The 25,582-nt window shown below is 62.1% G+C and carries 26 protein-coding genes and 1 tRNA gene; 12 read left to right on the top strand and 15 right to left on the bottom strand.

From position 1 onward, the window contains the following. Positions 1–15 precede the first annotated feature (15 nt). Genes phnK through phnG form a run of 5 tightly spaced genes read right to left on the bottom strand, consistent with a single transcriptional unit; the run spans position 16 to position 3,856 of the window. Positions 16–792, bottom strand: coding sequence for a phosphonate C-P lyase system protein PhnK (phnK, locus tag AMK05_RS01035; protein ID WP_064835750.1), 777 nt, complete (start codon positions 790–792; stop codon positions 16–18). Further along, positions 789–1,664, bottom strand: a complete 876-nt coding sequence (locus tag AMK05_RS01040) for an alpha-D-ribose 1-methylphosphonate 5-phosphate C-P-lyase PhnJ (protein WP_064835752.1) — start codon at positions 1,662–1,664, stop codon at positions 789–791. Before AMK05_RS01040 ends, phnK begins: the two co-directional genes overlap by 4 nt. Then, positions 1,661–2,767, bottom strand: coding sequence for a carbon-phosphorus lyase complex subunit PhnI (locus AMK05_RS01045; RefSeq protein WP_064835754.1), 1,107 nt, complete (start codon positions 2,765–2,767; stop codon positions 1,661–1,663). Before AMK05_RS01045 ends, AMK05_RS01040 begins: the two co-directional genes overlap by 4 nt. Before the next feature lie 4 nt (positions 2,768–2,771). After that, a complete protein-coding gene (gene phnH, locus AMK05_RS01050) occupies positions 2,772–3,380 on the bottom strand; it encodes a phosphonate C-P lyase system protein PhnH (RefSeq protein ID WP_064835756.1) in 609 nt (202 codons plus the stop codon). After that, entirely contained in the window at positions 3,380–3,856 is a 477-nt protein-coding gene (gene phnG, locus AMK05_RS01055) for a phosphonate C-P lyase system protein PhnG (protein WP_064835759.1), read from the bottom strand. The genes phnH and phnG overlap by 1 nt, the downstream gene beginning before the upstream one ends. 110 nt (positions 3,857–3,966) lie before the next feature. On the opposite strand from phnG, the gene phnF reads away from it, so the two are divergent. Then, the gene (phnF, locus tag AMK05_RS01060; protein WP_064835761.1) at positions 3,967–4,704 is read left to right on the top strand and encodes a phosphonate metabolism transcriptional regulator PhnF; all 738 of its coding nucleotides are present in this window, start codon (positions 3,967–3,969) and stop codon (positions 4,702–4,704) included. Positions 4,705–4,744: 40 nt separating this feature from the next. Here the strand turns inward: phnF and AMK05_RS01065 are convergent, their stop codons facing one another. From AMK05_RS01065 to mepA, 6 genes are all read right to left on the bottom strand, one after another. Further along, positions 4,745–5,380, bottom strand: coding sequence for a 2,3-bisphosphoglycerate-dependent phosphoglycerate mutase (locus AMK05_RS01065; RefSeq protein WP_064835763.1), 636 nt, complete (start codon positions 5,378–5,380; stop codon positions 4,745–4,747). 21 nt (positions 5,381–5,401) lie between these two features. Continuing rightward, entirely contained in the window at positions 5,402–6,226 is an 825-nt protein-coding gene (gene dapB, locus AMK05_RS01070) for a 4-hydroxy-tetrahydrodipicolinate reductase (RefSeq protein ID WP_064835765.1), read from the bottom strand. A gap of 15 nt (positions 6,227–6,241) precedes the next feature. Continuing rightward, positions 6,242–8,029, bottom strand: a complete 1,788-nt coding sequence (locus AMK05_RS01075) for an ABC transporter ATP-binding protein (protein ID WP_064835767.1) — start codon at positions 8,027–8,029, stop codon at positions 6,242–6,244. A gap of 101 nt (positions 8,030–8,130) precedes the next feature. Beyond that, positions 8,131–9,156, bottom strand: coding sequence for a glucokinase (locus AMK05_RS01080; protein ID WP_064835768.1), 1,026 nt, complete (start codon positions 9,154–9,156; stop codon positions 8,131–8,133). 17 nt (positions 9,157–9,173) lie between these two features. Further along, the gene (locus AMK05_RS01085; protein ID WP_064835770.1) at positions 9,174–9,554 is read right to left on the bottom strand and encodes a methylglyoxal synthase; all 381 of its coding nucleotides are present in this window, start codon (positions 9,552–9,554) and stop codon (positions 9,174–9,176) included. A 109-nt stretch (positions 9,555–9,663) separates the two neighbouring features. After that, a complete protein-coding gene (gene mepA, locus AMK05_RS01090; protein ID WP_064835772.1) occupies positions 9,664–10,740 on the bottom strand; it encodes a penicillin-insensitive murein endopeptidase in 1,077 nt (358 codons plus the stop codon). Positions 10,741–10,952: 212 nt separating this feature from the next. Here mepA and AMK05_RS01095 point away from each other — a divergent pair, with 212 nt between their 5' ends. The 7 genes from AMK05_RS01095 (at position 10,953) to pncB (ending at position 19,711) form a co-directional block, all read left to right on the top strand. Further along, entirely contained in the window at positions 10,953–12,785 is a 1,833-nt protein-coding gene (locus tag AMK05_RS01095; protein WP_064835774.1) for an extracellular solute-binding protein, read from the top strand. 150 nt (positions 12,786–12,935) lie between these two features. Then, entirely contained in the window at positions 12,936–14,021 is a 1,086-nt protein-coding gene (locus AMK05_RS01100) for a microcin C ABC transporter permease YejB (RefSeq protein ID WP_064835776.1), read from the top strand. Beyond that, positions 14,021–15,169, top strand: a complete 1,149-nt coding sequence (locus AMK05_RS01105; protein WP_064835778.1) for an ABC transporter permease — start codon at positions 14,021–14,023, stop codon at positions 15,167–15,169. The genes AMK05_RS01100 and AMK05_RS01105 overlap by 1 nt, the downstream gene beginning before the upstream one ends. Continuing rightward, positions 15,166–16,803, top strand: coding sequence for an ABC transporter ATP-binding protein (locus AMK05_RS01110; protein ID WP_064835780.1), 1,638 nt, complete (start codon positions 15,166–15,168; stop codon positions 16,801–16,803). Before AMK05_RS01105 ends, AMK05_RS01110 begins: the two co-directional genes overlap by 4 nt. Positions 16,804–16,811: 8 nt before the next feature. Then, positions 16,812–17,768, top strand: coding sequence for a 2-hydroxyacid dehydrogenase (locus AMK05_RS01115; RefSeq protein WP_064835782.1), 957 nt, complete (start codon positions 16,812–16,814; stop codon positions 17,766–17,768). Positions 17,769–17,855: 87 nt separating this feature from the next. Next, positions 17,856–18,218, top strand: a complete 363-nt coding sequence (locus AMK05_RS01120; RefSeq protein ID WP_171899735.1) for a hypothetical protein — start codon at positions 17,856–17,858, stop codon at positions 18,216–18,218. A gap of 188 nt (positions 18,219–18,406) precedes the next feature. Further along, positions 18,407–19,711 carry a nicotinate phosphoribosyltransferase gene (gene pncB, locus AMK05_RS01125; RefSeq protein WP_064835786.1) on the top strand — a complete coding sequence of 435 codons (1,305 nt, stop codon included), beginning with the start codon at positions 18,407–18,409 and terminating at the stop codon, positions 19,709–19,711. Here the strand turns inward: pncB and AMK05_RS01130 are convergent. From AMK05_RS01130 to AMK05_RS01140, 3 genes are all read right to left on the bottom strand, one after another. Next, positions 19,693–19,932, bottom strand: a complete 240-nt coding sequence (locus tag AMK05_RS01130; RefSeq protein WP_064841231.1) for a CrpP-related protein — start codon at positions 19,930–19,932, stop codon at positions 19,693–19,695. The genes pncB and AMK05_RS01130 overlap by 19 nt on opposite strands. A 386-nt stretch (positions 19,933–20,318) precedes the next feature. Beyond that, positions 20,319–20,528: a KTSC domain-containing protein gene (locus AMK05_RS01135; protein WP_003555857.1), complete on the bottom strand. Its 210-nt coding sequence runs from the start codon at positions 20,526–20,528 to the stop codon at positions 20,319–20,321. 157 nt (positions 20,529–20,685) lie between these two features. Continuing rightward, on the bottom strand, positions 20,686–21,306 hold the full coding sequence (locus AMK05_RS01140; RefSeq protein ID WP_064835788.1) for an RBBP9/YdeN family alpha/beta hydrolase: 621 nt from the start codon (positions 21,304–21,306) through the stop codon (positions 20,686–20,688). A gap of 41 nt (positions 21,307–21,347) precedes the next feature. Here AMK05_RS01140 and AMK05_RS01145 point away from each other — a divergent pair, with 41 nt between their 5' ends. Continuing rightward, positions 21,348–21,824 (top strand): Lrp/AsnC family transcriptional regulator, encoded by a 477-nt coding sequence (locus AMK05_RS01145; RefSeq protein WP_064835790.1) that lies wholly within the window; start codon positions 21,348–21,350, stop codon positions 21,822–21,824. A 212-nt stretch (positions 21,825–22,036) separates the two neighbouring features. On the opposite strand, the gene AMK05_RS01150 is transcribed toward AMK05_RS01145, so the two are convergent. Further along, positions 22,037–22,126, bottom strand: a tRNA-Ser gene (locus AMK05_RS01150). 227 nt (positions 22,127–22,353) lie between these two features. Between AMK05_RS01150 and AMK05_RS01155 the strand changes: the two genes are divergently transcribed. The 3 genes from AMK05_RS01155 to AMK05_RS01165 all read left to right on the top strand — a co-directional run bounded on the left by AMK05_RS01155 (position 22,354) and on the right by AMK05_RS01165 (position 25,580). Then, positions 22,354–22,671 carry a hypothetical protein gene (locus AMK05_RS01155; protein WP_003589247.1) on the top strand — a complete coding sequence of 106 codons (318 nt, stop codon included), beginning with the start codon at positions 22,354–22,356 and terminating at the stop codon, positions 22,669–22,671. A 316-nt stretch (positions 22,672–22,987) separates the two neighbouring features. Then, positions 22,988–23,980 (top strand): BMP family lipoprotein, encoded by a 993-nt coding sequence (locus tag AMK05_RS01160; protein ID WP_064835792.1) that lies wholly within the window; start codon positions 22,988–22,990, stop codon positions 23,978–23,980. Between the two features lie 88 nt (positions 23,981–24,068). Further along, a complete protein-coding gene (locus AMK05_RS01165; protein ID WP_064835794.1) occupies positions 24,069–25,580 on the top strand; it encodes an ABC transporter ATP-binding protein in 1,512 nt (503 codons plus the stop codon). Positions 25,581–25,582: the final 2 nt, after the last annotated feature.

The following is a 25,582-nucleotide window of genomic DNA, read 5'->3' on the forward strand; positions in this document are numbered from 1 at the left end:
GTTTGCACCGATTGCTCAGACCTGCAGGATCGAGGAGACCAGCAGCTGCGTGTAGGGTTCGCGCGGATCGTCGAGCACCCGGTCGGTAAGCCCGTGTTCGATGACGTAGCCGTCCTTCATCACCATCATCCGGTGCGAGAGCAGGCGGGCGACGGCGAGATCGTGGGTGACGACGATCGCCGAGAGGCCGAGATCGTTGACGAGGCCGCGCACCAGATCGAGCAGGCGCGCCTGCACCGAGACGTCGAGGCCGCCTGTGGGTTCGTCCATGAAGACAAGGCGCGGGCCGGTGACGAGGTTGCGGGCGATCTGCAGGCGCTGGCGCATGCCGCCGGAAAAGGCGCGCGGCTGGTCGTCGATGCGGTCGGCGTCGATCTCGACCCGTTCCAGCCAGTCGATCGCGGAGGCGCGGATCTTGCCATAATGCCGGTCGCCGATTGCCATCAGCCTTTCGCCGACATTGGCGCCGGCCGACACCGCCATGCGCAGGCCGTCGGCCGGGTTCTGATGCACGAAGCCCCAATCGGTGCGCATCAGGAAGCGCCGCTCGGCCTCGTTCATCCGGTAGAGATCGCGGTAGCTGCCGTCGCGCATGTGGTATTCGACGCTGCCGGTGCTTGGCAGCAGCCGGGTGGAGAGGCAGTTCAGCAGCGTCGTCTTGCCGGAACCGGATTCGCCGACGATGGCCAGCACTTCGCCCGGCCAGAGATCGAAGGAAACGTCGCGGCAGCCGATGCGGTTGCCGTAGAATTTCGAAACGTCGTGGACTTTGAGAAGCGGGATATCGCTCATTCTGCAGCCTCCCGGGCCAGCATTTCGCCGGCATGCCCCTGCGCGCGGCGGTCTTCGCAATGATCGGTGTCGGAGCAGACGAACATGCGCCCGCCCTTGTCGTCGAGAACCACTTCGTCGAGATAGACATCTTCAGCGCCGCAAAGGGCGCAGGGCTTGTCGAAGCGCTGGATGTCGAAGGGATAGTCCTCGAAATCCAGGCTGACGACGTCGGTATAGGGCGGAACCGCATAGATGCGCTTCTCGCGGCCGGCGCCGAAGAGCTGCAGCGCCTCCGACATGTGCATCTTCGGATTGTCGAATTTCGGCGTCGGCGACGGGTCCATCACGTAGCGGCCGTGGACCTTCACCGGATAGGCGTAGGTCCTGGAGATCCGGCCGTTATGGGCGATATCCTCGTAGAGCTTCACATGCATGAGGCCGTATTCCTCGAGCGCATGCATCTTGCGGGTCTCGGTCTCGCGCGGCTCAAGGAAGCGCAGCGGCTCGGGGATCGGCACCTGGTAGACGAGTACCTGACCGGCCTTCAGTTTTTCCTCGGGGATGCGGTGGCGCGTCTGGATGATCGTCGCCTCGCCGGTATGCGTCGTCACCGCGACATTGGCGACCTTCTGGAAGAAAGCGCGGATGGAAACGGCATTGGTCGTGTCGTCGGCGCCCTGGTCGATGACCTTCAGCACGTCGTCGGGCCCGATGATCGAGGCCGTCACCTGCACGCCGCCGGTGCCCCAGCCGTAGGGCATCGGCATTTCGCGCGAGGCGAAAGGCACCTGATAGCCGGGAATGGCGATCGCCTTCAGGATGGCGCGGCGGATCATCCGCTTGGTCTGTTCGTCGAGATAGGCGAAGTTGTAGCTGGCCAGATCGCTCATTCGGCGGCTTCCTTCATGTCTTCGCCGGCGTTGCGGGCGGCTTCGAATTCGCGGCGCATGCGGCGGACGAGATCGAGTTCGGCCTGGAAGTCCACATAATGCGGAAGTTTCAGGTGTTCGACGAAGCCGGTCGCCTGGACATTGTCGGAATGGGAGATGACGAATTCCTCGTCCTGGGCCGGCGCAGTGATATCCTCGCCGAGCTCTTCAGCCCGCAATGCGCGATCGACCAGCGACATCGCCATCGCCTTGCGCTCGCTCTGGCCGAAAACCAGGCCGTAGCCGCGGGTGAATTGCGGCGGCGCCTTGGCCGACCCCTTGAACTGGTTGACCATCTGGCATTCGGTGACCTGGATCGTGCCGAGCGAGACGGCAAAGCCGAGTTCCGGCACGTCGAATTCCACCTCGACCTCGCCGATGCGGATTTCGCCGGTGAAGGGGTGGTTACGGCCGTAGCCGCGCTGGGTGGAATAACCGAGCGCCAGCAGGAATCCTTCGTCGCCGCGGGCGAGCGCCTGCAGGCGCAGATCGCGGGTCATAGGGAATTCCATCGGCTCGCGGGTCAGGTCGCCGATCTGGTGATCTTCGGGCATGTCGCCGTCAGCCTCGATCAGGCCTTCCTCGCCGAGGATCTCGGAGACGCGCATGACGCGGCCGGCCTCGGCGGCGCGCTGGGCGGGCGCCTCGACCGCCTCGTCTGAAAGCAGGGAGGGATCGAGCAGACGGTGCGTATAGTCGAAGGTAGGCCCGAGAAGCTGGCCGCCCGGCAGATCCTTGTAGGTCGCCGAGATGCGTCGTTCGATCGTCATATCAGCCGTGTCGAGCGGCCTGGAATAGCCGAAACGCGGCAGCGTCGTGCGGTAGGCGCGCAGAAGGAAGATCGCCTCGATCATGTCGCCTCGCGACTGGCGCACCGCGAGGGCGGCGAGGGTGCGGTCGAAAAGCGAGGCTTCGGCCATTACCCGGTCGACGGCGAGGGCCAGCTGCGCCACGATCTGGTCGATGCCGATCGCCGGCAGCGAACGGTCGCCGCGGCGGCGGTCGGCCAGCAGGCGGTGGGCATTGGCGATGGCGGCCTCGCCACCTTTGACGGCAACATACATGAGCTCAGATCTCCGTTGCTGTGATCTTGGTGGTGCGCGGCAGGCAGAGAAAACGCCCGCCCGATGTCAGCACGATGTCGATGCCGCGCGGGAAGAGCGCGCGGTTCTCGGTCCAGAGCCGCAGGAAAGTCTCCGGCAGGCCGACAGGCGCAATTTCCGTCACACTCTGAATACCGGGACCCATCAGCGCCAGCCTGCGCCCACCTTCGAGTTCGGAAAGTTCGATCACGAGCGTCGTCGAACGGTCGGGATATTCCTGCGTGCCTGAGGCGAAGAGGCTGAAGGGACAAAGCGCGGTGCCCGCTTCCGTGAAGGCGAAACGCGCCTCGGCCTTCTCCGTGGTCAGCGGCGCGCCGGTGTGGAAACCGAGCCACTCCGGCACGGCCGATTTCGCCAACCCCTGGGAAAGCCAGACCGGCGTGTCGTGGTCGCAAAGTGTAAGAGCGATCGCGCCCGCGGCAACGCCGAGCGGCAGAGGCGGCGCAGCCTCGGGCTGGACGGTCTGGATCGTGCCGGGGCGGGCCATGCCGTCCATCAGCATTTTGAAAACGCTCTGGGCGTGGAAGACCGGGTCGGCAAAACCGCCGGTGAGAGCTTCTGTCTTCAGGCCCATCAGTTGTCTCCCCTGACCATGGTGAAGAAGTCGACGCGGGTCGCCGCCGTCTCCTCCGCCTTGCGGCGTTCGGCAGCGGCGATCCGCTCAGCGATCGGTAAAAGCAGCGCCCGTTCGACGAAATCCTTGGTCGCCTCCTCCTGCCAGAGTGCGTCGAAGATCGCCGCAAGCCGGGCCTTCTCACGGTCGGTGCCGAGCGCCTGGGCATGTCCGACAGAGCCGGAGTCGAGCCGGACCGTGGCCCGGGTCACCGTCACTTCGCCGAGGTTGAAGGGGGCGCCGCCGCCGCCGATGCGGCCGCGCACCATCACCAACCCGGTCTGCGGCCCGCGCACCGGATGCGTTGCGGGCTTTTCCGGCAAGGCATCCCAGACTGCCTGGAGTTCGCTGCGTTCCGCGCGCGCCAGCAGATCGGCGGCGCGTTTGCGCCCGGATGCCGTCTGTGACGCAGCGTCTGTCCTGTCCGCCGATATCATCGCCACTTCCTCTTAAATATCTATTGATATAGACAACCATACAAGCTATACCTACGCTTAAATCGATGTCGTGACAAGCGTGTGACATCGGGCACGGGAATGGGGGCGGAATGGCGGGATTGAAGCAGGTGCAAAGGCAGACCGGCGTGGCGCTCTGGCGCCAGATTGCCGACCGGATTCGTGAGGCGATCGGCAATGGAGCCTATGACGAAACCGGAATGGTGCCGCCGGAAACGGTCCTGGCGCTGCAATTCGGCGTCAACCGGCACACGGTGCGCAGCGCCCTGGCGGCCTTGGCGCAGGAGGGGATCGTCCGCGCGGTACAAGGTCGCGGCACGCTGATCGAGCGCAAGGAGCGGCTGAATTTCCCGATCACCCGGCGCACCCGCTTCACGTCAGGCATCGGCGACCAGGCGCGCGAGATGCGCAGCCTACTGCTCGATGAGGTGCAGGAGGAAGCAGGCGCCGAGGTCGCCCGCTGGCTGGGTCTGAAGCAGGGAGAGCAGGTGATCCGGCTGGAAACATTGCGTCAGGCGGACAAGCGGCCGGTGTCAAAAGCGACGAGCTGGTTTCCCGCCCAGCGCTTCGCCGGGATTGGTGAAGCCTATCGCAAGCACGAGTCGATCACCAAGGCCTTTGCCGATCTTGGCCTGCCGGACTATGTCCGTGCGACGACCGAAGTGACGGCCGCCCATGCGAATACGGCCGATCTGGCCGATCTGGAACTGACGCCCGGCGCGATCCTGCTGATCGCCAAGGCGATGAACACCGATCTTGACGGTGTGCCGGTGCAATATTCGATCAGCCGCTTTGCGGCCGACCGAGTGCAGTTCACGATTGAGAACTGAGGGCAGCCTTCCCTGTCGGAACAGGGAAGGCAAATTGCATTCAATGCGCGCCGGACATGTCGCCGAGGACTTCCTTCGACGCCACGGTCGAATCCGCCTTCAGCGTGTAGACCATCGGAACGCCGGTCGCGAGATTGAGGGCCAGCACGCCTTCCTTGGTCAGCTTGTCGAGCACCATGACCAGCGAGCGCAGCGAATTGCCGTGTGCGGCGACCAGCACTTTCTCGCCCCGAAGCACGCGCGGCAGGATTTCGGTGAGATAATAGGGCCAGACGCGGGCGCCGGTGTCGCGCAGGCTTTCGCCGCCGGGCGGCGGCACGTCGTAGGAACGGCGCCAGATGTGCACCTGTTCCTCACCCCATTTGGCGCGGGCATCGTCCTTGTTGAGGCCGGAGAGGTCGCCGTAATCGCGCTCGTTCAACGCCTGGTCGCGGATCGTCGGGAGATCGGGCTGACCGACCTTGTCGAGGATGAGCTTCAGCGTGTGCTGCGCGCGCACCAGCACCGAGGTATAGGCGACGTCGAATTTGATGCCGTATTCGGCAAGTGCGGCGCCGCCGGCATTGGCTTCCTCGATGCCGAGCGCCGTCAGATCGGGATCCTTCCAGCCGGTGAAGAGATTCTTCAGGTTCCAGTCACTCTGGCCGTGGCGAACGAGGACGAGGGTTCCGCTCATGAATATGCCTCCGATATGTCGTTATTGGGAAGAAAGCCCGAGCACGTCGAGCATGGAATAGAGACCCGGCTTCTTGTCGCGCGCCCAGAGTGCGGCCTTGATGGCGCCGCGCGCAAAGATCGAGCGGTCGGCAGCGCTGTGCGACAGGGTGACGATCTCGCCTTCGCCGGCGAAAAGCACGGAATGCTCGCCGATGACGGAGCCGCCGCGCAGGGTCGCAAAGCCGATCGTTCCGGCTTGCCGGGCGCCCGTATGACCGTCACGTATGCGAACCGATTTGGCGGCGAGATCGATATTGCGCCCCTTGGCCGCGGCCTCGCCGAGCAGAAGGGCGGTGCCGGACGGCGCATCCACCTTATGCTTATGGTGCATTTCCAGGATTTCGATGTCCCAATCAGCAGGCTCGAGCGCCCGGGCGGCCTGCTCGGCGAGCACGCTGAGCAGATTGACGCCGAGGCTCATATTGCCTGACTTGACGATACGGGCATGGCGAGCTGCCGCCTCGATCCTGGCATTGTCGTCGTCCGAGCAGCCGGTGGTGCCGACGACATGGACGATGCGGGCCTGCGCGGCGAGCCCTGAAAATTCCACTGTCGCCGCCGGCGAGGTGAAGTCGAGCACACCCTCGGCGTCGAGGAAGGCCTGGAGCGGATCGTCGCCGATGATCACGCCCGTCGGGCCGAGACCGGCGATCTCGCCGGCATCCTTGCCGATAAAGGGCGAATCGCTGCGTTCGACCGCGGCATGCAGTGTGGCGCCCTCGATCGAATGGATGAGCCGGATCAGCGTCTGCCCCATGCGCCCGGCTGCGCCAACCACCACCAGTTTCATCGCAGCATCGCTCATGTCAGTCTCACCAGGTCAGTTTGAATCGGAAGCCGAAGGCCGCTGCAGATTGTTGAGGCGAGCGTAAAGACCGTCGCTGACCTTCGCAAGCGTCTCGTGATTGCCTTCCTCGACGACGCGGCCCTGCTGCATGACGACGATCTTGTCGGCGCGCACCACGGTCGAAAGCCGGTGGGCGATGACGACGACGGTGCGTCCGGTCATTGCCTCGTCGAGCGCCTTCTGCACGGCCGCTTCGGATTCGGTGTCCAGCGCCGAGGTCGCCTCGTCGAGCAGCAGGATCGGCGCATTGCGCACCAGCGCGCGCGCAATCGACAGCCGCTGACGCTGGCCGCCCGAAAGCGTCACGCCGTTTTCGCCGACCGGCGTGTCGTAACCCTGCGGCTGTGCCGAGATGAAGTCATGTGCATAGGCAAGCCGGGCTGCCGCTTCCACCTCGGCATCGGTCGCTTCCGGCCGGCCATAGCGGATATTGTCGCGGATCGTGCCCTCGAACAGGTAAGGCTGTTGCGAGACATAGGCGAGCTGATGGCGCAGCGACTTCTTGGTGATGTGGGCGATGTCCTGTCCGTCGATCAGGATCTCGCCCTCGCGCGGATCGTAAAAGCGCGGAATGAGGTTGATGACCGTGGATTTGCCGGCACCCGAAGGGCCGACCAACGCCGTGGTCGCGCCGCCCTCGGCGATGAAACTCACACCGCTCAGCACGCTCTCATTGCCGTAGCCGAAGGAAACGTTGCGGAATTCGATCCGCGCTTGCGTCACGGTCAGCGGCTTTGCATCCGGCAGGTCGCGCTGGCGCGGCTCCATGTCGAGCAGTTCGTAGATCATCCGCGCGTTGACGACGGCCCGCTCCATCTGCACCTGCAGACGGGCAAGCCGGCGGGCCGGATCATAGGCAAGCAGCAGCGCCGTGACGAAGGAGAAGAAGGCGCCCGGCGGCACATTGTAATAGATCGAGCGGTAGGCGGCATAGGCGAGTACGCTGGCGACGGCAAAGCCCGCGAAACTCTCGGTCAGCGGCGAGGTGCGCTCGGAAAGCCGGGCAATCCGGTTCGCCCTGTTTTCGGCGCCCTTGATGAGCTTGGTGACCTTGCGTTCCAGCTCGTCTTCCATCGTGAAGGCTTTGACGATGGCGATGCCCTGGATCGTCTCCTGCATGGCGCCGAGAACGTGGCTGTTCAAATGCACCGCCTCGCGCGTTGCCGAGCGCAGCCGCTTGGAAACATAGCGCAGCGCATAAAGCAGCGGCGGCGCCATGATGAACACCGCAAGGCTGAGCAATGGATCCTGGAGGATCATTACTGCCAGCAGCGAAACGAAGGTCAAAAGGTCGCGCACCGACGAGGTGATCGTCAGGTTGAGCACGTCGCGGATGCCGCTGACGTTCTGGCTGACCTGCGCGGCGATATGAGCGGAGCGGGCCTCGCTGAAGAAGCCGACCGAAAGCGTCATCAGATGCGAATAGAGCCGGCGCTGGTAGCGCGCGACGATATCGTTGCCCACCTTGGACAGCGCCACGGCCTGGCCGTAGCTTGCAAACCCGCGCAGCACGAAGGCGATGAAGATCGAAAGACAGATGATCCAGACGACGTCGGCGCGCCGGTTGGCGAAGGCCTCGTCGATAATCGCCCGCATGATCCAGGCGGTAAAGGCCGTCGAAAGCGCCACCACGATCAGGCAGGCAATCGCAAAGACATAGCCCCAGAGATGGTCGCGGCCGTTTTCAGCGATGATACGCTTCAGGATGCCGGTTACGGTATCACTGCTGACGCTCTGCGTTCTGCTTTCCGCCGCTTCCAAAAATCGGGTTTCCTGTCTCGCACCGAACGCGGCGCAGGGGGCGACGCGTACTTTTGCCGGCTCTATAAAGAGTTGGGATTGGTTTGGCTAGAGCGCCGGGCTCAGCGTCGCCAGCGGCGGCCTTCCGTCGAGACGCCGAAATTCGCCGGCATGCGCGCATAGGAAGAAAGCCCGGCAAGCGCTGCCAGCGGATGTGTCACCACATAGGTCGGGATGGTGCGAAGCAGCGCCGAATGTGGCGCCTTGTCCTCGAAGGCCAACCGGAATTCCGGTCTCTTCAGCGCCGGGAGGATCTTCTGCGAAATGCCGCCTGAGAGATAAACGCCGCCGCGCGCCATGAACACCATCGCCATGTCGCCCGCCACCCGGCCGAGATAGGTGGCAAACAGCGACACGGTCTCGATCGCCGCCTTGTCGCTGCCGGCAAGCGCGTGCGAGGTGATGTCGGCCGGATCCTTCATCGTCGGCTGGATGCCGTCGACGATACAGATGGCATGGTAGAGATTGACGAGGCCGCGCCCGCAGAGGATCTGCTCGGCCGAGACGCGGCCTTCGATCGTCTCGATGTGGGGGAAGAGTTGATAGTCGCGCTTGCTGCGCGGTCCGAGATCGATATGGCCGCCTTCGCCGGGAACCGGGATCCAGCTGTGCTGGGCATGCACCAGCCCGCCGACACCGAGACCGGTGCCCGGCCCGAGCACGACGCGGGACGCGATCATATCGCCGGTGGCGTCGCCGACGCGTTCGCGGTTCTCATCCGAAAGCGCGGCGACGGCGAGCGCCTGCGCCTCGAAATCGTTGACGACGAGCACGTCCTCCATGCCGAGGCCTTCGATCATCGTCTTCGGCCGCACCACCCAGTCGCAATTGGTCAACGGGATCTCGTCGTCGTTGATCGGGCCGGCGACGGCAAGGATCGCCGAGCGCGGCTGCACGGCTGTCTTGTCGAGTACGCCTTGCTGGATCGCTTCGTCGATCGTGGCGAAATCCGCCGTGCGCACGTTCGGAAATTGCTTCGGCTCGGCATAGGCGTCGGTCAGGATGGAGAAGCGGGCATTGGTGCCGCCGATATCGCCGATCAGGATCGGGAAGGGCAGCGGAGCGGTGCTGTGGTTCGGTTTTGGCATGGCCGGTTCCGTGCTGATCAGGCTTCGAGTGTGGGAAGAAGTTTTATAGCGGTCGCGTGGTTGAGCGCCATCGGAATATCGTAAACGATGGCGAGCCGCATCAGCGCCTTGACGTCGACATCGTGCGGCATTGGCGTCAACGGGTCGACAAAGAAGATCAGGGCATCGACCTCGCCGGTCGAAATCAGCGCGCCGATCTGCTGGTCGCCGCCGAGCGGTCCGCTTTTCAATCTGGTGACGTCGAGATCCGGAGCGGCATCGAGCACCCGCCCACCGGTCGTACCGGTGGCGACGATCTTCCAGCCGGAGAGAATATCCCTGTTGGCGCGGGCGAAATCCGCCATATCGTCTTTCTTCTGGTCATGTGCAATCAAAGCAAGGCATTTGCCGCCGGCCATGAACCCAATCTCCGCCCAAGCAATTCAATCGATTTGACCGCTTCTATACCAAGAATTTGCGATTTGAAAGACAGCGCCTCTTCGGCCCGCCCCAGCCCCTCGGGCACCCTCATTGGATCGCCGGCTTGTCGTTCGGAACCGGGCCGACATCCGGCAATTCTTCTTCCTCATCGGCGGCCGGCTCCGCTGCCGGAGCGGCGGTGAGCGCGCTTGCGGCGGAAGGTCCGCCATAAGTGGCGGCCTGCATAGAGGTGACGGAAGCGGCGTCGAGCACGGCGGCACAGGCCTTCGGCAGGTCGGAAACCATCATTTCGCGCGGCGGCTTCGGCGGCTTGGCGCCGGGCTTGGGCGGCTTCGGCGCGGCCCAGGGGGCCGGCGTGAACCAATAGGCGAGCGACTTGTCGCAGCCATCGCCGGGGGCAACAGGCGCCTGCGGCGTGCATCCCGCAGCACCCGGCGGGCACTTTATGCGGATGTGGAAATGCGAGTCGTGGCCGTATATCGGCCGAAGCTTGCCGAGGTTGGTGCGGTCGCCCGTCCAGGTGTCGCACATCTTCTTCTTGATCGCCGGGTTGACGAAGATGCGCTCCACCTCGGGATAGTTCGCCGCCAGCATCAGTAGCCGCGCCCGCGATTGCGTCCAAACCTTGGGGTCGACGGTCAGGAACTTATCCTTTTGCAGCATCGTGGTGAACGGCAGGTCCTCACGCTCCTTGGCCGTCATGTGGCGTGCCGGCATCGGTGTGAACCAGATATCGGCATCGAGGCCGATCTGGTGCGAGGAATGGCCGTTGAGCATCGGCCCGCCGCGCGGTTGCGCAATGTCGCCGACGAGGATGCCCGGCCAGCCTGCATATTTGACCCCGTCCTGCGAAAACCGTTCCAGAAGCGCGATCATCGCCGGGTTGCCCCAGCGGCGGTTGCGCGAAAGCCGCATCGCCTGCCAGGTCGGCCCGTCTGTGGGAAGCGCCACCGCACCCGTCATGCAGCCCTTGGCGTAAAAGCCGATCGGCTGCGCCGAGCCCTGCGTCGGCAGGCTGACTGCGCCGAACTGCCCCTTGGCACTGCCAGGGCTCGGCGTCCTCTGCTCAGCCCCGACATCGCCGGCGGCAAGGCTTGCGCCGATTGCGCCGGCAAGCGCCAGTTTGCCGAATGTCCTGAAAGCCTGAGCGAAGCCGAAAGCCATGCTGTTTCCTTGAGAAGTGATTTGCGTTTGAATCTATCGTGAAAAGTGATTTTGGTGAATCGATGTTTTGGCGGGCGGGGATGGAAGGAGTGCGAGAGGGATGATGCCAATGGCTCAAATTTTCGCGAGTCCGGCAAAAACCAAACTCTTACCTGTTTTTCGCCTGTATTTTTCGTATTGTCGAACCCACCAATAATGAGGGGAAAGTGTGAATGGCGGCTTTGTGGTCGAAGATCGGTTTGTTTGTATCGCTGGCGGGTGTCCTGGCGCCCATGACGGCAACGGGTCAGGACCAGCCCTTTCAGATCGGCAGCTCCGTCATCAGCGAGATGAAGTACAAACCGGGCTTTGCGCATTTCGACTACGTCAATCGCGATGCTCCAAAGGGCGGAGACCTGCGTCTTTCCGCCAGCGGCGCCTTCGACACCTTCAACCCGCTGTTGGCAAAAGGCCAGATAGCGGTAGGCCTGTCGCTTGCCTACGACACGTTGATGAAGCCGGCGGATGATGAACTCCTCGTCTCCTACGGTCTGCTTGCCGAGGGATTATCCTATCCCGCTGACGTCTCCAGCGCGACCTTTCGCCTGCGCAAAGAGGCGAAATGGGCAGATGGTCAGCCTGTAACCCCTGAAGACGTCATCTTCAGCCTTGATAAGACCAAGGAGTTGAACCCCCTTGCCGGCAACTATTACCATCACGTTATCAAGGCGGAAAAGACCGGCGAGCGCGACGTTACGTTCACCTTCGACGAGAAGAACAATCGTGAGCTGCCCAACATTCTCGGCCAGCTGATGATTGTGCCGAAACATTGGTGGGAAGCGCCAGGACCCGATGGCAAGCCGCGCGACATCACCAAGACGACGTTGGAGCCGGTGATGGGTTCCGGGCCGTATAAGATCGCTTCCTTTTCGCCAGGCGCAACAATCCGTTATGAGCTGCGTGACGACTATTGGGGCAAGGACCTCAATGTGAATGTCGGCCAGAACAATTTCCGCAATATCATCTACACTTATTTCGGCGACCGGGATGTCGAGTTCGAAGCCTTCCGCGCCGGCAATAGCGACTACTGGCAGGAGACGACGGCTTCCCGCTGGGCGACGGGATATGATTTTCCCGCAGTGAAGGAAGGGCGCATCAAGAAGGAAGAGGTTGCAAATCCGCTACGCTCCACCGGCATCCTGCAGGCGCTCGTGCCCAATATGCGGCGTGACCTTTTCAAGGACCAGCGGGTCCGTGAAGCGCTGAATTACGGCCTCGATTTCGAGGAACTGAACCGGACCGTTGCCTTCAACAGCTACAAGCGCATCGACAGCTACTTCTGGAACACCGAACTCGCCTCATCCGGCCTGCCGCAGGGACGTGAACTGGAAATACTGCAGGCCATGAAGGACAAGGTTCCGCCTGAGGTCTTCACGACGCCCTACACCAATCCGGTCGGCGGCGATCCGCAGAAGAGCCGCGACAACCTGCGCAAGGCGATTGCACTGCTGAAAGAAGCTGGATGGGAGATCAAGAACAATCGCATGGTCAATAGCAAGACCGGTCAGCCGATGAGTTTCGAGATCCTGTTGTCGAGCCCCATATTGGAACGCTGGGCGGTGCCCTATGCCAACAATCTCAAGAAAATCGGCATCGATGCGCGGGTGCGCACGGTCGACGCCTCGCAAGCCGTCAACCGCGAACGCAGCTTTGATTACGACATGATCTGGAATGTCTGGGCAGAGACGATGAACCCGGGCAACGAGCAGGCAGACTATTGGGGATCCGGCTCGGTCAACCAGCAAGGCTCTCACAATTATGCCGGCATTGCCAACCCGGCGGTGGATGAACTCATACGCATGATTATCTTCGCCCCCAACCGCGATGAGCAGGTTGCCGCGATCAAGGCGATGGACCGGGTCCTGCTGGCAAATCACTACGTCATTCCGCTGTTTTACCGCGATACCTATAACATCGCCTATTGGAACACTGTCACGCATCCGGCCGAGTTTCCGGCCTACAGCCTTGGCTTCCCCGATGCCTGGTGGTCCACCTCGGCAAAATGAGCGGGCTTGCAATGCAGGGGCCCTCGGCTCCAAATGGAACGAACGAATCACGACACGCCGGCGGGGCCGGCAAGGGAAGGCTGGCGGATTGAGCGGCATTGGACTGGACGGCGGGCAGACAAGAAATACATTCCCGGAGGCTGAAGGCTGATGGGCGCCTATGTCATTCGCCGTCTGCTTTTGATGATCCCGACCATCGTCGGCATCATGGCGATTTCCTTCATCGTCATTCAGTTCGCCCCCGGCGGGCCGGTCGAGCAGGTCATCGCCCAATTGACCGGCCAGGCCGATAGTGCCGACCAGCGCCTGTCCGGCGGCGGCGATCTTCCAGGCGGCGGCATCGATGAAGGCTCCAAATATCGCGGCGCCCAGGGCCTCGATCCGGAGCTGATCGCCAAGCTGGAAAAGCAGTTCGGCTTCGACAAGCCGCCGCTGACGCGTTTCGGCGAGATGATGTGGAATTATATCCGCTTCGATTTCGGCGAGAGCTTCTTCCGCAATACCTCCGTGCTCGATCTCGTCAAGGAGAAGCTGCCGGTGTCGATCTCGCTCGGCATCTGGATCCTGATCTTCTCCTATGCCATCTCCATCCCGCTCGGCATCCGCAAGGCGATCAGGGATGGATCGACCTTCGACGTCTGGACATCCGGCGTCATCGTCATCGGTTACGCCGTGCCGAGCTTCCTCTTCGGCATTCTCCTGATCGTGCTTTTCGCCGGCGGCTCGTTCTACGACTGGTTCCCGCTGCGTGGCCTGGTCTCCGACAATTTCGACCAGCTCGCCTGGTGGCAGAAGCCGCTCGATTATTTCTGGCACCTCACTTTGCCGCTGATCTCACTGTCGCTCGCCGCCTTCGCCACGACGACGCTCCTGACGAAGAATTCCTTCATCGAGGAGATCAAGAAACAATATGTGGTCACCGCCCGCGCCAAGGGCCTGAATGAGCGGCAGGTGCTTTATGGCCACGTGTTCCGCAATGCCATGCTGATCATCATCGCCGGTTTTCCCGGCGCCTTCATCTCCGCCTTCTTCACCGGCTCGCTGCTCATCGAAAATATCTTCTCGCTGGATGGCCTCGGCCGCCTCGGCTATCTCTCGGTGGTCAACCGGGACTATCCGATCGTCTTCGCCACGCTCTACATCTTCTCGCTGCTCGGCCTTGTCGTCAGCCTGGTTTCCGACCTGATCTACACCTGGATCGATCCGCGCATCGATTTCGAGCGGAGAGATGTCTGATGGACGCCGCCGCAAATCCTGCTGTCGCCACACCCGTCAAGCCGCCGCGCAAGGGCCTGCTGTCACCGACCAACATTCGCCGCTGGCAGAATTTCCGGGCGAACGGCCGTGGTTACTGGTCGCTGTGGCTGTTCCTACTGCTGTTCATCCTCAGCCTGTTTGCCGAATTCCTCGCCAACGACCGGCCGATCATCGCCTCCTACAAGGGCGAGATCCTGTTTCCGGTTCTGGTCGACTATCCAGAGGAGAAGTTCGGCGGCTTTCTCGCCGAGACCGATTACCGATCTTCGGTGATCGCAGACGAGATCAATGCCAATGGCTGGATGGTCTGGCCGCCGATCCGCTATTCCTACCGCTCGGTCAACTCAAACATTCCGCATTCGGCGCCGACCGCCCCCTTCTGGCTGATGAGCAAGGAGGAGCGGTGCTCCGGTTATCCTGAAGGGGTGAACGATCCTGCCTGCACGCTCGGCAATCTCAATTGGCTCGGCACCGACGACCAGGCGCGCGACGTGCTGGCGCGCGTCATCTACGGCTTCCGTATATCGGTGCTCTTCGGCCTGGCTCTGACCATCTGCTCGGCGATCATTGGCGTGACGGCAGGCGCCGTGCAGGGTTATTTCGGCGGCTGGACCGATCTCCTGCTGCAGCGCTTCATCGAGATCTGGTCGTCGATGCCGGTGCTTTACATCCTGCTCATCATCGCCGCCATTCTGCCGCCCGGCTTCTTCGTGCTGCTCGGCATCATGCTGCTCTTTTCCTGGGTCGGCTTCGTCGGCATCGTGCGCGCCGAATTCCTGCGCGCCCGCAATTTCGAATATGTCCGCGCCGCCCGCGCGCTCGGTGTCAACAACCGCACCATCATGTGGCGCCACATGCTGCCGAACGCCATGGTGGCGACGCTGACCTTCCTGCCCTTCATCCTCTCCGGATCGATCACGACGCTGACCTCGCTGGATTTCCTCGGCTTCGGCATGCCGCCTGGCTCCCCTTCGCTCGGCGAGATGATCGCCCAGGGCAAAAGCAACCTGCAGGCGCCATGGCTCGGGCTGACGGCCTTCTTCGCCATGTCGATCATGCTGTCCCTTCTGATCTTCATCGGCGAAGCCGTGCGCGATGCCTTCGACCCGAGGAAGACGTTTCAATGAGTGACATGACAGAACCGCTCCTTTCCGTCCGCGATCTCTCGGTTGCCTTTCACCAGGGCGGCCAGACCTCGCTCGCCGTCGATCACATCTCCTTCGATATCGCCAAGGGCGAGGTCGTGGCACTTGTCGGCGAATCCGGCTCCGGCAAGTCGGTCTCGGCCAACTCGATCCTGAAGCTTCTGCCCTATCCCTCGGCAAGCCATCCCTCCGGCGAAATTCTGTTCAAGGGCAAGGACCTGTTGAAGGCGTCGGAGCGGGCGCTGCGCGAGGTGCGCGGCAACGACATCACCATGATCTTCCAGGAGCCGATGACCTCGCTCAATCCGCTTCATACGATCGAGAAGCAGATCGCCGAGATCCTGGCGCTGCACCAGGGTCTCACCGGCCAGCCGGCGCGCCAGCGCATCCTGGAATTGTTGAACCAGGTCGGCATCCGCGAGCCGGAAAAGCGATTGAAGGCCTATCCGCACGAACTGTCAGGCGGCCAGCGCCAGCGCGTCATGATCGCCATGGCGCTCGCCAACCGGCCGGAACTGCTGATCGCCGACGAGCCGACCACCGCCCTCGACGTCACCGTGCAGGCGCAGATCCTCGAGCTGTTGCGGCAGCTGAAGGGCGAACACGGCATGTCGATGCTGTTCATCACCCATGATCTCGGCATCGTGCGCAAATTCGCCGACCGGGTCTGCGTCATGACCAAGGGCAGGATCGTCGAAACCGGAACGGTCGAAGAGGTCTTCGCCAATCCGAAGCACGACTATACCCGCCACCTCCTCGCCTCCGAGCCGCGTGGCGAGCCGCCGCTGGCCGACCCCGCCAAGCCGATGGTGATGGAGGGGTCCGACATTCGCGTCTGGTTCCCGATCAAGGCGGGCCTGATGCGCCGCGTCGTCGATCACGTGAAGGCTGTCGACGGCATCGATCTTTCGCTGCGCGCCGGACAGACGCTCGGCGTCGTCGGCGAGTCCGGGTCCGGCAAGACCACGCTCGGCCTGGCGCTCACCCGGCTGATTTCCTCGCAAGGGCGGATCGCCTTCGTCGGCAAGGATATAGCCGGCTATTCGTTCAGCGAGATGCGGCCGCTGCGCAACCAGCTGCAAGTGGTCTTCCAGGATCCTTACGGGTCGCTCAGCCCCCGCATGTCGGTCGGCGATATCGTCGCCGAAGGGCTGAAGGTGCATGAGCGCTCGCTGACATCGGAAGAGCGCGACCAGCGGGTCTGCTGGGCGCTGGAGGAAGTCGGTCTCGATCCCCTGACCCGCTGGCGCTATCCGCACGAATTTTCCGGCGGCCAGCGCCAGCGCATCGCCATTGCCCGCGCCATGGTGCTGAAGCCGCGCTTCGTCATGCTCGACGAGCCGACCTCCGCGCTCGACATGAGCGTGCAGGCCCAGGTGGTCGATCTTCTGCGCGATCTGCAGAAGAAGCATGACCTCGCCTACCTCTTCATCAGCCACGACCTGAAGGTGGTGAAGGCGCTGGCCAACGATGTCATCGTCATGCGTTTCGGCAAGGTGGTCGAGCAGGGCCCATCATCGGAAATCTTCCGTGCGCCGAAGGACGAATACACCAGGGCGCTGATGGCGGCCGCCTTCAACATCGAGGCGGTGCCGACACCAGCCGTGCAACAGTAAAGATCATCATGCCGACACCTCCCGTTCTCGTCGATATCAAGTTCAATCCCGAAGGCGTCGCCCGCGCGCTGGAGACGGCCTTTACCGATCGCGGCAGCATCAATCTCGCCGATCCGGCCGATCGGGGGCGCGATCTCCGCGAGGCCGAATATGCGCTGGTCTGGAAGCCGGATGCCGACCTTTTCGCTCGCGCGCCGAACCTCAAGGTGATCTTCTCCGGCGGCGCCGGCGTCGACCATATCATCGGCATGCACGGCCTGCCCGAAATCCCGATCGTGCGTTTCGTCGACCGCAGCCTGACGACCCGCATGAGCGAATGGGTGGTCATGCAGTGCCTGATGCACCTGCGCGGGCAATATGCGCATGACAGCCATCAGCGGCGCCGTGAATGGGCCAAGCTGATCGCGCCGGAGGCGGCCGAGGTGACCGTCGGCGTCATGGGCCTCGGCGTGCTCGGCCAGGATGCGGTCGCCAAGCTGAAGGGGATGGGTTTCGATGTCATCGGCTGGTCGCGCACCCGCAAGGAGATCGACGGCGTCGAAACCTTCGATGCCGGCGCGTTGGACGCGTTCCTTGGAAAGACCGACATCCTTGTCGGCCTGCTGCCGCTGACGCCTGAGACGACAGGTTTTTATGATAGCGGGCTATTTAAGAGGCTGCGCCGCAACGGCGCGCTCGGGGGGCCGGTCTTCATCAATGCCGGCCGCGGCAAGAGCCAGGTCGAGGCTGACATCGTTTCCGCCATTCGCAGCGGCACCCTCGGCGGTGCCTCGCTCGATGTCTTCGAGACGGAGCCGCTCAGCCCCGACAATCCGTTGTGGGAATTGGAGAACGTCTTCATCACGCCGCACGACGCGGCCGTCTCCGAAGAAAACGCGCTGTTCCGCCATGTCGAGACGCAGATCGCCCGGTTCGAGCGCGGCGAGCCGCTGCAATTCGAGGTCGACCGCGCCGTCGGCTATTAGGCGCCGGGAACCTTCCATACAGCCACCCGTTTTCTCTGCGGAAGTTCTTCGGGCCGGATCGGTCCGTTAAGACAGCGGAAGGAGACGATGATGGCGCATCAGACGGAAACACGCTGGGAACAGTCGGACGGCAAGCTTCACAAGGAAGAGCAGATCCCACCGGTGAAAGCACGGCAGGGGCGCACGGGTTACCGCATCCTGCTGGTGCTGCTCGCCGCACTGGTGCTCGCTTTCGTGGTCTGGATCCCCGTCGAGATCTGGGGCAAGCGCGAAGCAAACGAGGTGGCGCCGCAGCAGCCAGGCCAGCAGCTGCAGTCGCAGCAGCCTGGAACCCCTGCGCCGACCGTGCAAAATGGCACTGCGGTTCCCACAGAGACGCCAAACGCGACACCGGCCGCCCCCGGCGTCACGCCCGCAACGCCGGCCCAGCCCGCCGCGCCAGCGCAATAAGCCTCCGGCGGATGATCTTCCGCATCCCGCCGCCGTACCGCGGCGGGATGTTTATTGATTTGTCTGGACTTTCTCTGCCGATTTTTCGATAAGAAGGCGCACGAGCCGGTTTCGTGCGCCGGCCCCGCACTTGACAGCCCTGGGGAATTTGGCGGCACCTGACCGGGGTGGACAGGGGCAGGAATTTCATGGCCAGGACCGACATCGCAAGACGCGTCTACAATCACGCTTGGAAGCTCGATCCGATCGTTCGCAGTCTGATCGATACCGACTTCTACAAGCTGCTGATGCTGCAGATGATCTGGAAGCTCTATCCCGACGTGAACGCGTCCTTCACCCTCATCAACCGCACCACGCGTGTGCGGCTCGCCGATGAGATCGACGAAGGCGAATTGCGCGAACAGCTCGATCACGCCCGCACGCTGAAGCTTTCCAAGAAGGAGATGATCTGGCTGGCCGGTAACAGCTTCTATGGCCGCGCCCAGATCTTCGAGCCGGAATTCCTCGCCTGGCTTTCCAACTTCCAGCTCCCCGAATACGAGCTGTCGAAGAAGGACGGGCAATATGTGCTGGATTTCCATGGGTCCTGGAAGGAAACCACCATGTGGGAAATCCCGGCGCTTGCCATCGTCAATGAGCTGCGGTCGCGCTCGGCGATGAAGGCGCTCGGTCCCTTCACCCTCGATGTGCTCTATGCCCGCGCCAAGGCGAAGATGTGGTCGAAGGTCGAACGGCTGAAGGAACTGCCGGGCCTGCGCATCTCCGATTTCGGCACCCGCCGCCGTCACAGTTTCCTCTGGCAGCGCTGGTGCGTCGAGGCGCTGAAGGAAGGCATCGGCCCGGCCTTTACCGGCACCAGCAACGTTTTGCTGGCGATGGATTCCGATCTTGAAGCCGTCGGCACCAATGCCCACGAACTGCCGATGGTGGCCGCCGCCCTGGCGCAAACCGACGAGCAGCTGCGCAACGCGCCTTATAAGATCCTGCGCGACTGGAATAAGCTCTATGGCGGCAACCTCCTGATCGTCCTGCCGGATGCTTTCGGGACCGCAGCATTCCTGCGCGACGCGCCGGAATGGGTTGCCGACTGGACCGGCTTCCGCCCGGACAGCGCTCCGCCGATCGAAGGTGGCGGAAAGATCATCGACTGGTGGAAGAAGATGGGCCGCGATCCGCGCCAGAAGCTGCTGATCTTCTCCGACGGTCTCGATGTCGACGCCATCATCGATACCTACCGGCATTTCGAAGGCCGCGTGCGCATGAGCTTTGGCTGGGGTACCAATCTGACGAATGATTTTTCCGGCTGCGCGCCGACCGAAATATCCGGCCTTAATCCGATCTCGGTGGTCTGCAAGGTCAGCGACGCCAACGGCCGCCCGGCGGTAAAACTCTCCGACAACCCGCAGAAGGCGACGGGCGATCCGGCAGAGGTCGAGCGTTACCTGAAATTCTTCGGCGCCGAGGACAGGATCGATCAGACCGTTCTGGTGTAGGCGAGGGACACAGTGCCGCGATCCCGCGGCGCATTGCTATGCCCGGCCATCGCATCCTCGATCGACCAGCCGAAGCGCCAGGCGTCGAACATCGAGTACCATTCCTGGAAATCGGTGATCGGCAGGATATCCGGCTTCGACATCGGATTGTCGGCGAGGCTGCGGCCACGCGCACGGTCCCGTACGCCACGCTCCTGCATTTCAAGCAGAGTCTCGAACATCGTCATCCCCCGGTCTTGATCCGATGGATGTATGCAATCATCCTAATAAAGCATTGTCGAGTCCGGATTCGATATTTGAGGTTTTTCACAGGATTAGCCCCAAATCGCTAGTTCAGGGCATCGTCAAGACCGGCGCGGCTCGCGATGATGCGATCACCGCCAACGAAAATAGCGTAACGGGGAGGCCCGGCTTCCTGGCTGGGGTCCGCCGCCGAGCCTCCCGGCTAGCCGACCTTGAACAAGCCGGCAGCGCCGACACGTTGCCGCCTTCCGGCCGATACGATCCAACCAAGTTGATGGGAAGGGTTAACAGGCCGTTAATATCCACCGGGCCTGTCCCGATCCCGTGCACCCCCGCAGGTGGGCCGGCGGCATTCCTCGGCTTGTCAGGCAGCCAATCGCCGAAACCGGGTTCTGATCCGGTCGAGATAATAATGGCCCGGAGAGGGCGCCACCGTCATTGCATGGGCTTCGGAGGACGGAACGCCTTCGAACAGCCGCTCTTCGCCATTCTTGAAGCAAATCCTGAGCCGCCCGTCTTCCTGGCTGAAATAGACGGATTTGATGATCTTCGATTTGACCGAAAGTTCTTCCACCTGTTTTATCTCCGTTTTTTTAATTTGGCCGAAGATAAACCCAAACGTGCAAAGACGCGGTGAAGCCGCATGGTAAAAATTCAGGAATCTTGTGATGCTTTAAACGTCGCGGCGCCATCGCAAGACCCTGTTTCGGTCGTGAACTCGGAAAACAAAATCAAGCCCGGTGCGACCTTGCCAATCCGGCGGAGAAGGCCGTCAGCAAGGCCTTCCCCTGGCCCCAGTCGTCAAGGCCGCTCTGCCCGTTGATATGGGCGAAAGGGCCGATCTCAACAAGGCCGCTACCCCAGAAGTCGGCGCGCGCATGGACATAGTCGAGCGAGCCGAAAGGATCATCGGTGCTTGCGATAATCAGAGTGGGGAAGCGCATCTTTTTCGTTGGTGGATTACCGAATCCGGCCGCCTCGGCAGGGAATGAAGCGGACTTCGGATCCGGGACCGCCACAAGAAAGGCCCCTGCGACGTCAAGCGATGAGAGTTGCTGCCAATGAGCAACCAGCAGACAGGCAAGGCTGTGGGCAACGAGCAGGGGCGGGGTTGCCGATGCGCAGACGGCGCGATCGAGGGCCGAAATCCAGTCCGCCAGGTCGGGCTTGTCCCAGTCGGCTGGTTGAAAACGCCGCATTGCCGGGTTCGAGATTTCCCAGCGGGTTTGCCAATGAGCGTCGCCCGAACCACCGATCCCCGGCAATATGATGATATCCTTCATGTGGTTTCCTCTGATCATTCGTGCGGATGAAAATGATGCATTTTCATTTGCGTCGGAATGAATGATCATCGGAAAACGGCGTCCTTCTCCGATGATTTCAAGGTGTTCCCATGGCTTTTCAGGAAAACAATCGGGTGCTGCTCGATCCAACCGATGTCTCGATCATCGAGGCGTTGCAGGAAAATGGCCGCATTGCGATTTCCGAACTCGGTCGACGGGTCGGGCTTTCTCAGCCGGCGGCATCCGAGCGGGTCAAGCGGCTGGAAGACCGTGGCATCATTGTCGGCTACTCCGCCCGCATCGACCCCACTGCTTTGGGAATTGGAATGACGGCCGTGCTTCGCCTGCGCACGACGCATGAACATATCAAAGCCTGTCTGAAGCAGTTTGCCGAAATGCCGCAAGTCATGGAGGTCCTGCGTCTCACCGGAGAGGATTGTTTCCTCCTGAAGGTGCTGGTTCCGTCGCCGGGAGAACTGGAAACGATCGTCGACACGATCGCCCGTTTTGGGTCCGTGACGACATCACTTGTGTTGCGCAGCGAGAATCCGAAGCCGATCGGACGCGCCTTGCTGCAGCGTCCTTGAGAATATGCTCGGCGTGGAAGAAAATCGTCCGCGAGGCGCAGCGCGAAGAAGTGAGGTTTCACTCCGGGCTTCGTTCCCGGCATCAGACGGTATGGATGCACGTGTCGGAGAGGACCGCCTGGATGCTGAAATTGATCCTCGCATTTCGATGCGAACTGGCGTTTGTCAAACGACGTCAGACAGTGGGAGACATACGATGCGGAAATGCACCATGGCGGACAGGGTGGGATTCGAACCCACGGTACGCTTTCACGTACACACGCGTTCCAGGCGTGCGCCTTAAACCACTCGGCCACCTGTCCTTCTTGGGCGTTCGCGCCTGGATAGGAGCAAATCGTCGGAACGGCGCGATATATACCGATGAATTTTTGTCGATCAACCGAAATCTAACAGTTTTTTGACTTCTTCAGATAAAACTCGCCTCCGCCCGTCCATTGTGCTTCACCCCATCGACGACTATGTAATTCTCGAGGTGGAGAATGGCGCGGCCGGCCGGGATTGTCCGGTATAACGAGCGTCGGAGGAATTGATGCGTTTCCTGTTGCGTCTGGCCAGCCTTGTCGCGCTTGCGGCGGCCGTTATTGCCGGGACCATCGATTCGATCCAATCGGTTGCGGCCTCCTCCGTGGTGGTGACGCCGATCTCCGATGCCTGGCAGGATGTGAGCCCGGCAACCCTCACATCGCTGCAATCCTCCCTTTCCTATTATATCCACCCGCGTTTCTACGCCTTCATCTTCCAATGGCTGATGCTGCAGCCGGCCTTTGCGGTTTTCCTGGTGATCGCGCTGCTTCTCTGGATGATCGGCTATAAGAAACCGCCGGTGGCCGGTCGCTTCACCGCATAGGCACGCCGGGTTTGCCGCCACGACCGGCCCGGATTCCGATCGGCCGCCAATGTTTCTCCGGCCCCGGCAGGGCTGCCGGTTTGGCTGGAAACTCCGCATCCCGCCAGCGGAAATGTCTAAAAATCAGCCCCGGAGAATGGATTTTCGGCAATTGCTGCAAATCTTTACCGCCTGAAAAATTTCTGGTGAATTTTTCCGTGAGCCATGCAAGGATGCGCGCAGCCAGGCCTCCGGGGGGAGGTCGGTGGTTCCGCAGACATGTCCGGAAAGGACTTGCGGGAGGACCCCTAACGAATAGCAACAACAGGGCTGCACAATGAAAAAATCCCTTCTCACTCTCCTTGCCGTGGCTGCGATGTCGACGACGGCGCTGGCTGCCGATGTCAAGCCGGCGCTGGTTTACGGCACCGGCGGGAAGTTCGATAAGTCCTTCAACGAGGCGGCTTATAACGGCGCCGAAAAGTTCAAGGCCGAGACCGGCATTGCCTATCGCGACTTCGAGCCGACCGGCGACACCCAGGGCGAGCAGGCCATCCGCAACTTCGCAAGCCGCGGATTCAACCCGGTGGTTGCCGTTTCCTTCGCCTGGACTTCGGCCATCGAGAAGGTCGCAGCCGAATTCCCCGACACCAAGTTCATCATCGTCGACTCCGTCGTCGACAAGCCGAATGTCCGCTCGGTGGTCTACAAGGAAGAAGAAGGTTCCTATCTTGTCGGTATTCTTGCCGGCATGGCATCCAAGACCGGCAAGGTCGGCTTCGTCGGCGGCATGGACATCCCGCTGATCCGCAAGTTCGAATGCGGTTATGAGCAGGGCGCACGCGCCGCCAAGGCCGATGTCGAAGTTTTCCAGAACATGACCGGCACCACCGGTGCTGCCTGGAATGACCCGGTTCGCGGCGGCGAACTCACCAAGAACCAGATCGATCAGGGCGCCGATGTCATTTACGCGGCAGCCGGCGCCACCGGTCTCGGCGTTCTGCAGACCGCTGCCGACAACAAGAAGCTGTCGATCGGCGTCGATTCCAACCAGAACCATCTGCATCCGGGCTCCGTCCTGACCTCGATGGTCAAGCGCGTCGACCTCGCGGTTTACAACGCCTATACCGACACCAAGAACGACAAGTTCACCGGTGGCGTCCAGGCGCTCGGCGTCAAGGAAGACGGTGTCGGCGCCGCGATCGATGACAACAACAAGTCGCTGATCACGCCGGAAATGCAGGCGGCCGTCGACAAGGCCAAGGCCGATATCATCGCGGGGACCATCAAGGTTCACGACTATACCTCGGACAACGCTTGCCCGAAGTGATCCGCGCCCTGAAGTAATCGACGATTGAGATCGGGCGTATGGCGGAGGGAATTTTCGCCATACGCCCTTTTCTTATTTGGAGCCTGCAGTGACAGATAAGCCCGCTATCGAGCTTGTCGGCATCGACAAGAAATTTGGTGCCGTCCATGCCAACAAGGACATCAACCTCACCGTTGCCAAGGGGACGATCCACGGCATCATCGGTGAAAACGGCGCCGGCAAATCGACGCTGATGTCGATCATCTACGGTTTTTACCATGCCGACAGCGGCGAGATCCGCGTCAACGGCAATCCGGTCACCATCCGCGACAGTCAGGCAGCGATCGCCACCGGCATCGGCATGGTGCACCAGCATTTCATGCTGGTCGACAATTTTACGGTGCTCGAGAATATCATGCTCGGCGCCGAAGGCGGCATGCTGCTGGCGAGAGGCGTTGCATCGGCCCGCGCCGAACTCAAGCGGCTGGAAACGGAATACGGCCTCGAGGTCGATCCGGACGCGCTGATCGAAGAGCTGCCGGTCGGCCTGCAGCAACGCGTCGAAATCCTGAAGGCGATGTATCGCGGCGCCGAGATCCTGATCCTCGACGAACCCACCGGCGTGCTGACGCCGGCCGAAGCCGATCACCTCTTCCGCATCCTCAAGGTGCTGCGCGATCAGGGCAAGACGATCATCCTGATCACCCACAAGCTGCGCGAGATCATGGCGATCACCGATACGGTCTCCGTCATGCGCCGCGGCGAGATGGTCGCGACCCGCAAGACGGCGGAAACGACGGTGGAAGAGCTTGCCGAGCTGATGGTCGGCCGCCGCGTGCTGCTGCGCGTGCAGAAGGGCGAGGCGAATCCTGGGGCCGCCGTGCTCTCCGTCCGCAACCTCACGGTCAAGGACAATCGCGGCGTCACCATGGTCGACAATGTCTCCTTCGACGTGCGCGCCGGCGAGATCGTCGGCATTGCCGGGGTTGCCGGCAATGGCCAGTCCGAATTGCTGGAGGCGATTGCCGGCATCCGCAAGCCGGCCTCCGGCGAAATCCTTCTTGACGGCGAGACGATCGACAAGGCCGATCCCGCCCGCCTGCGCGAGCTCGGCCTCGCCCATATTCCCGAAGATCGCCACCACATGGGTCTGGTTCTGAAATTCGAGGAATATGAAAATTCCGTGCTCGGCTATCACCGGCGTCCGGGTTACAGCAAAGGTCCGCTGCTCGATCTCGAAGCGATCCGCAAGGATGCGATGGAGAAGATCGAAAAATACGACATCCGCCCGCCGAACCCGCGGCTGAAGACGGCGAACTTCTCCGGCGGCAACCAGCAGAAGATCGTCGTTGCCCGCGAGATCGAGCGCGACCCGAAGATGCTGATCATCGGCCAGCCCACCCGCGGCGTCGATATCGGCGCCATCGAATTTATCCACCGCCGGATCATCGAGATGCGCGACGCGGGCAAGGCGATCCTGCTCGTCTCCGTCGAACTCGATGAGATCCGCGCCCTTTCAGACCGTATCCTTGTCATGTTCGCCGGCCATGTGGTCGGCGAGAAGACGCCCGATGCCGGTGAACAGACCCTCGGCCTGATGATGGCCGGCATTGCCGCGTGAGG

The organism is Rhizobium sp. N324, assembly GCF_001664485.1.
GTDB lineage: Bacteria > Pseudomonadota > Alphaproteobacteria > Rhizobiales > Rhizobiaceae > Rhizobium.

Bases quoted from the DNA above. Each gene is read 5' to 3' on its own strand.
- phnK (WP_064835750.1), bottom strand. From the start codon at position 792: ATGAGCGATATCCCGCTTCTCAAAGTCCACGACGTTTCGAAATTCTAC.
- AMK05_RS01040 (WP_064835752.1), bottom strand. From the start codon at position 1,664: ATGAGCGATCTGGCCAGCTACAACTTCGCCTATCTCGACGAACAGACC.
- AMK05_RS01045 (WP_064835754.1), bottom strand. From the start codon at position 2,767: ATGTATGTTGCCGTCAAAGGTGGCGAGGCCGCCATCGCCAATGCCCAC.
- phnH (WP_064835756.1), bottom strand. From the start codon at position 3,380: ATGGGCCTGAAGACAGAAGCTCTCACCGGCGGTTTTGCCGACCCGGTC.
- phnG (WP_064835759.1), bottom strand. From the start codon at position 3,856: ATGATATCGGCGGACAGGACAGACGCTGCGTCACAGACGGCATCCGGG.
- phnF (WP_064835761.1), top strand. From the start codon at position 3,967: ATGGCGGGATTGAAGCAGGTGCAAAGGCAGACCGGCGTGGCGCTCTGG.
- AMK05_RS01065 (WP_064835763.1), bottom strand. From the start codon at position 5,380: ATGAGCGGAACCCTCGTCCTCGTTCGCCACGGCCAGAGTGACTGGAAC.
- dapB (WP_064835765.1), bottom strand. From the start codon at position 6,226: ATGAGCGATGCTGCGATGAAACTGGTGGTGGTTGGCGCAGCCGGGCGC.
- AMK05_RS01080 (WP_064835768.1), bottom strand. From the start codon at position 9,156: ATGCCAAAACCGAACCACAGCACCGCTCCGCTGCCCTTCCCGATCCTG.
- AMK05_RS01085 (WP_064835770.1), bottom strand. From the start codon at position 9,554: ATGGCCGGCGGCAAATGCCTTGCTTTGATTGCACATGACCAGAAGAAA.
- mepA (WP_064835772.1), bottom strand. From the start codon at position 10,740: ATGGCTTTCGGCTTCGCTCAGGCTTTCAGGACATTCGGCAAACTGGCG.
- AMK05_RS01095 (WP_064835774.1), top strand. From the start codon at position 10,953: ATGGCGGCTTTGTGGTCGAAGATCGGTTTGTTTGTATCGCTGGCGGGT.
- AMK05_RS01100 (WP_064835776.1), top strand. From the start codon at position 12,936: ATGGGCGCCTATGTCATTCGCCGTCTGCTTTTGATGATCCCGACCATC.
- AMK05_RS01105 (WP_064835778.1), top strand. From the start codon at position 14,021: ATGGACGCCGCCGCAAATCCTGCTGTCGCCACACCCGTCAAGCCGCCG.
- AMK05_RS01110 (WP_064835780.1), top strand. From the start codon at position 15,166: ATGAGTGACATGACAGAACCGCTCCTTTCCGTCCGCGATCTCTCGGTT.
- AMK05_RS01115 (WP_064835782.1), top strand. From the start codon at position 16,812: ATGCCGACACCTCCCGTTCTCGTCGATATCAAGTTCAATCCCGAAGGC.
- AMK05_RS01120 (WP_171899735.1), top strand. From the start codon at position 17,856: ATGATGGCGCATCAGACGGAAACACGCTGGGAACAGTCGGACGGCAAG.
- pncB (WP_064835786.1), top strand. From the start codon at position 18,407: ATGGCCAGGACCGACATCGCAAGACGCGTCTACAATCACGCTTGGAAG.
- AMK05_RS01130 (WP_064841231.1), bottom strand. From the start codon at position 19,932: ATGTTCGAGACTCTGCTTGAAATGCAGGAGCGTGGCGTACGGGACCGT.
- AMK05_RS01140 (WP_064835788.1), bottom strand. From the start codon at position 21,306: ATGATCATTCATTCCGACGCAAATGAAAATGCATCATTTTCATCCGCA.
- AMK05_RS01145 (WP_064835790.1), top strand. From the start codon at position 21,348: ATGGCTTTTCAGGAAAACAATCGGGTGCTGCTCGATCCAACCGATGTC.
- AMK05_RS01155 (WP_003589247.1), top strand. From the start codon at position 22,354: ATGCGTTTCCTGTTGCGTCTGGCCAGCCTTGTCGCGCTTGCGGCGGCC.
- AMK05_RS01160 (WP_064835792.1), top strand. From the start codon at position 22,988: ATGAAAAAATCCCTTCTCACTCTCCTTGCCGTGGCTGCGATGTCGACG.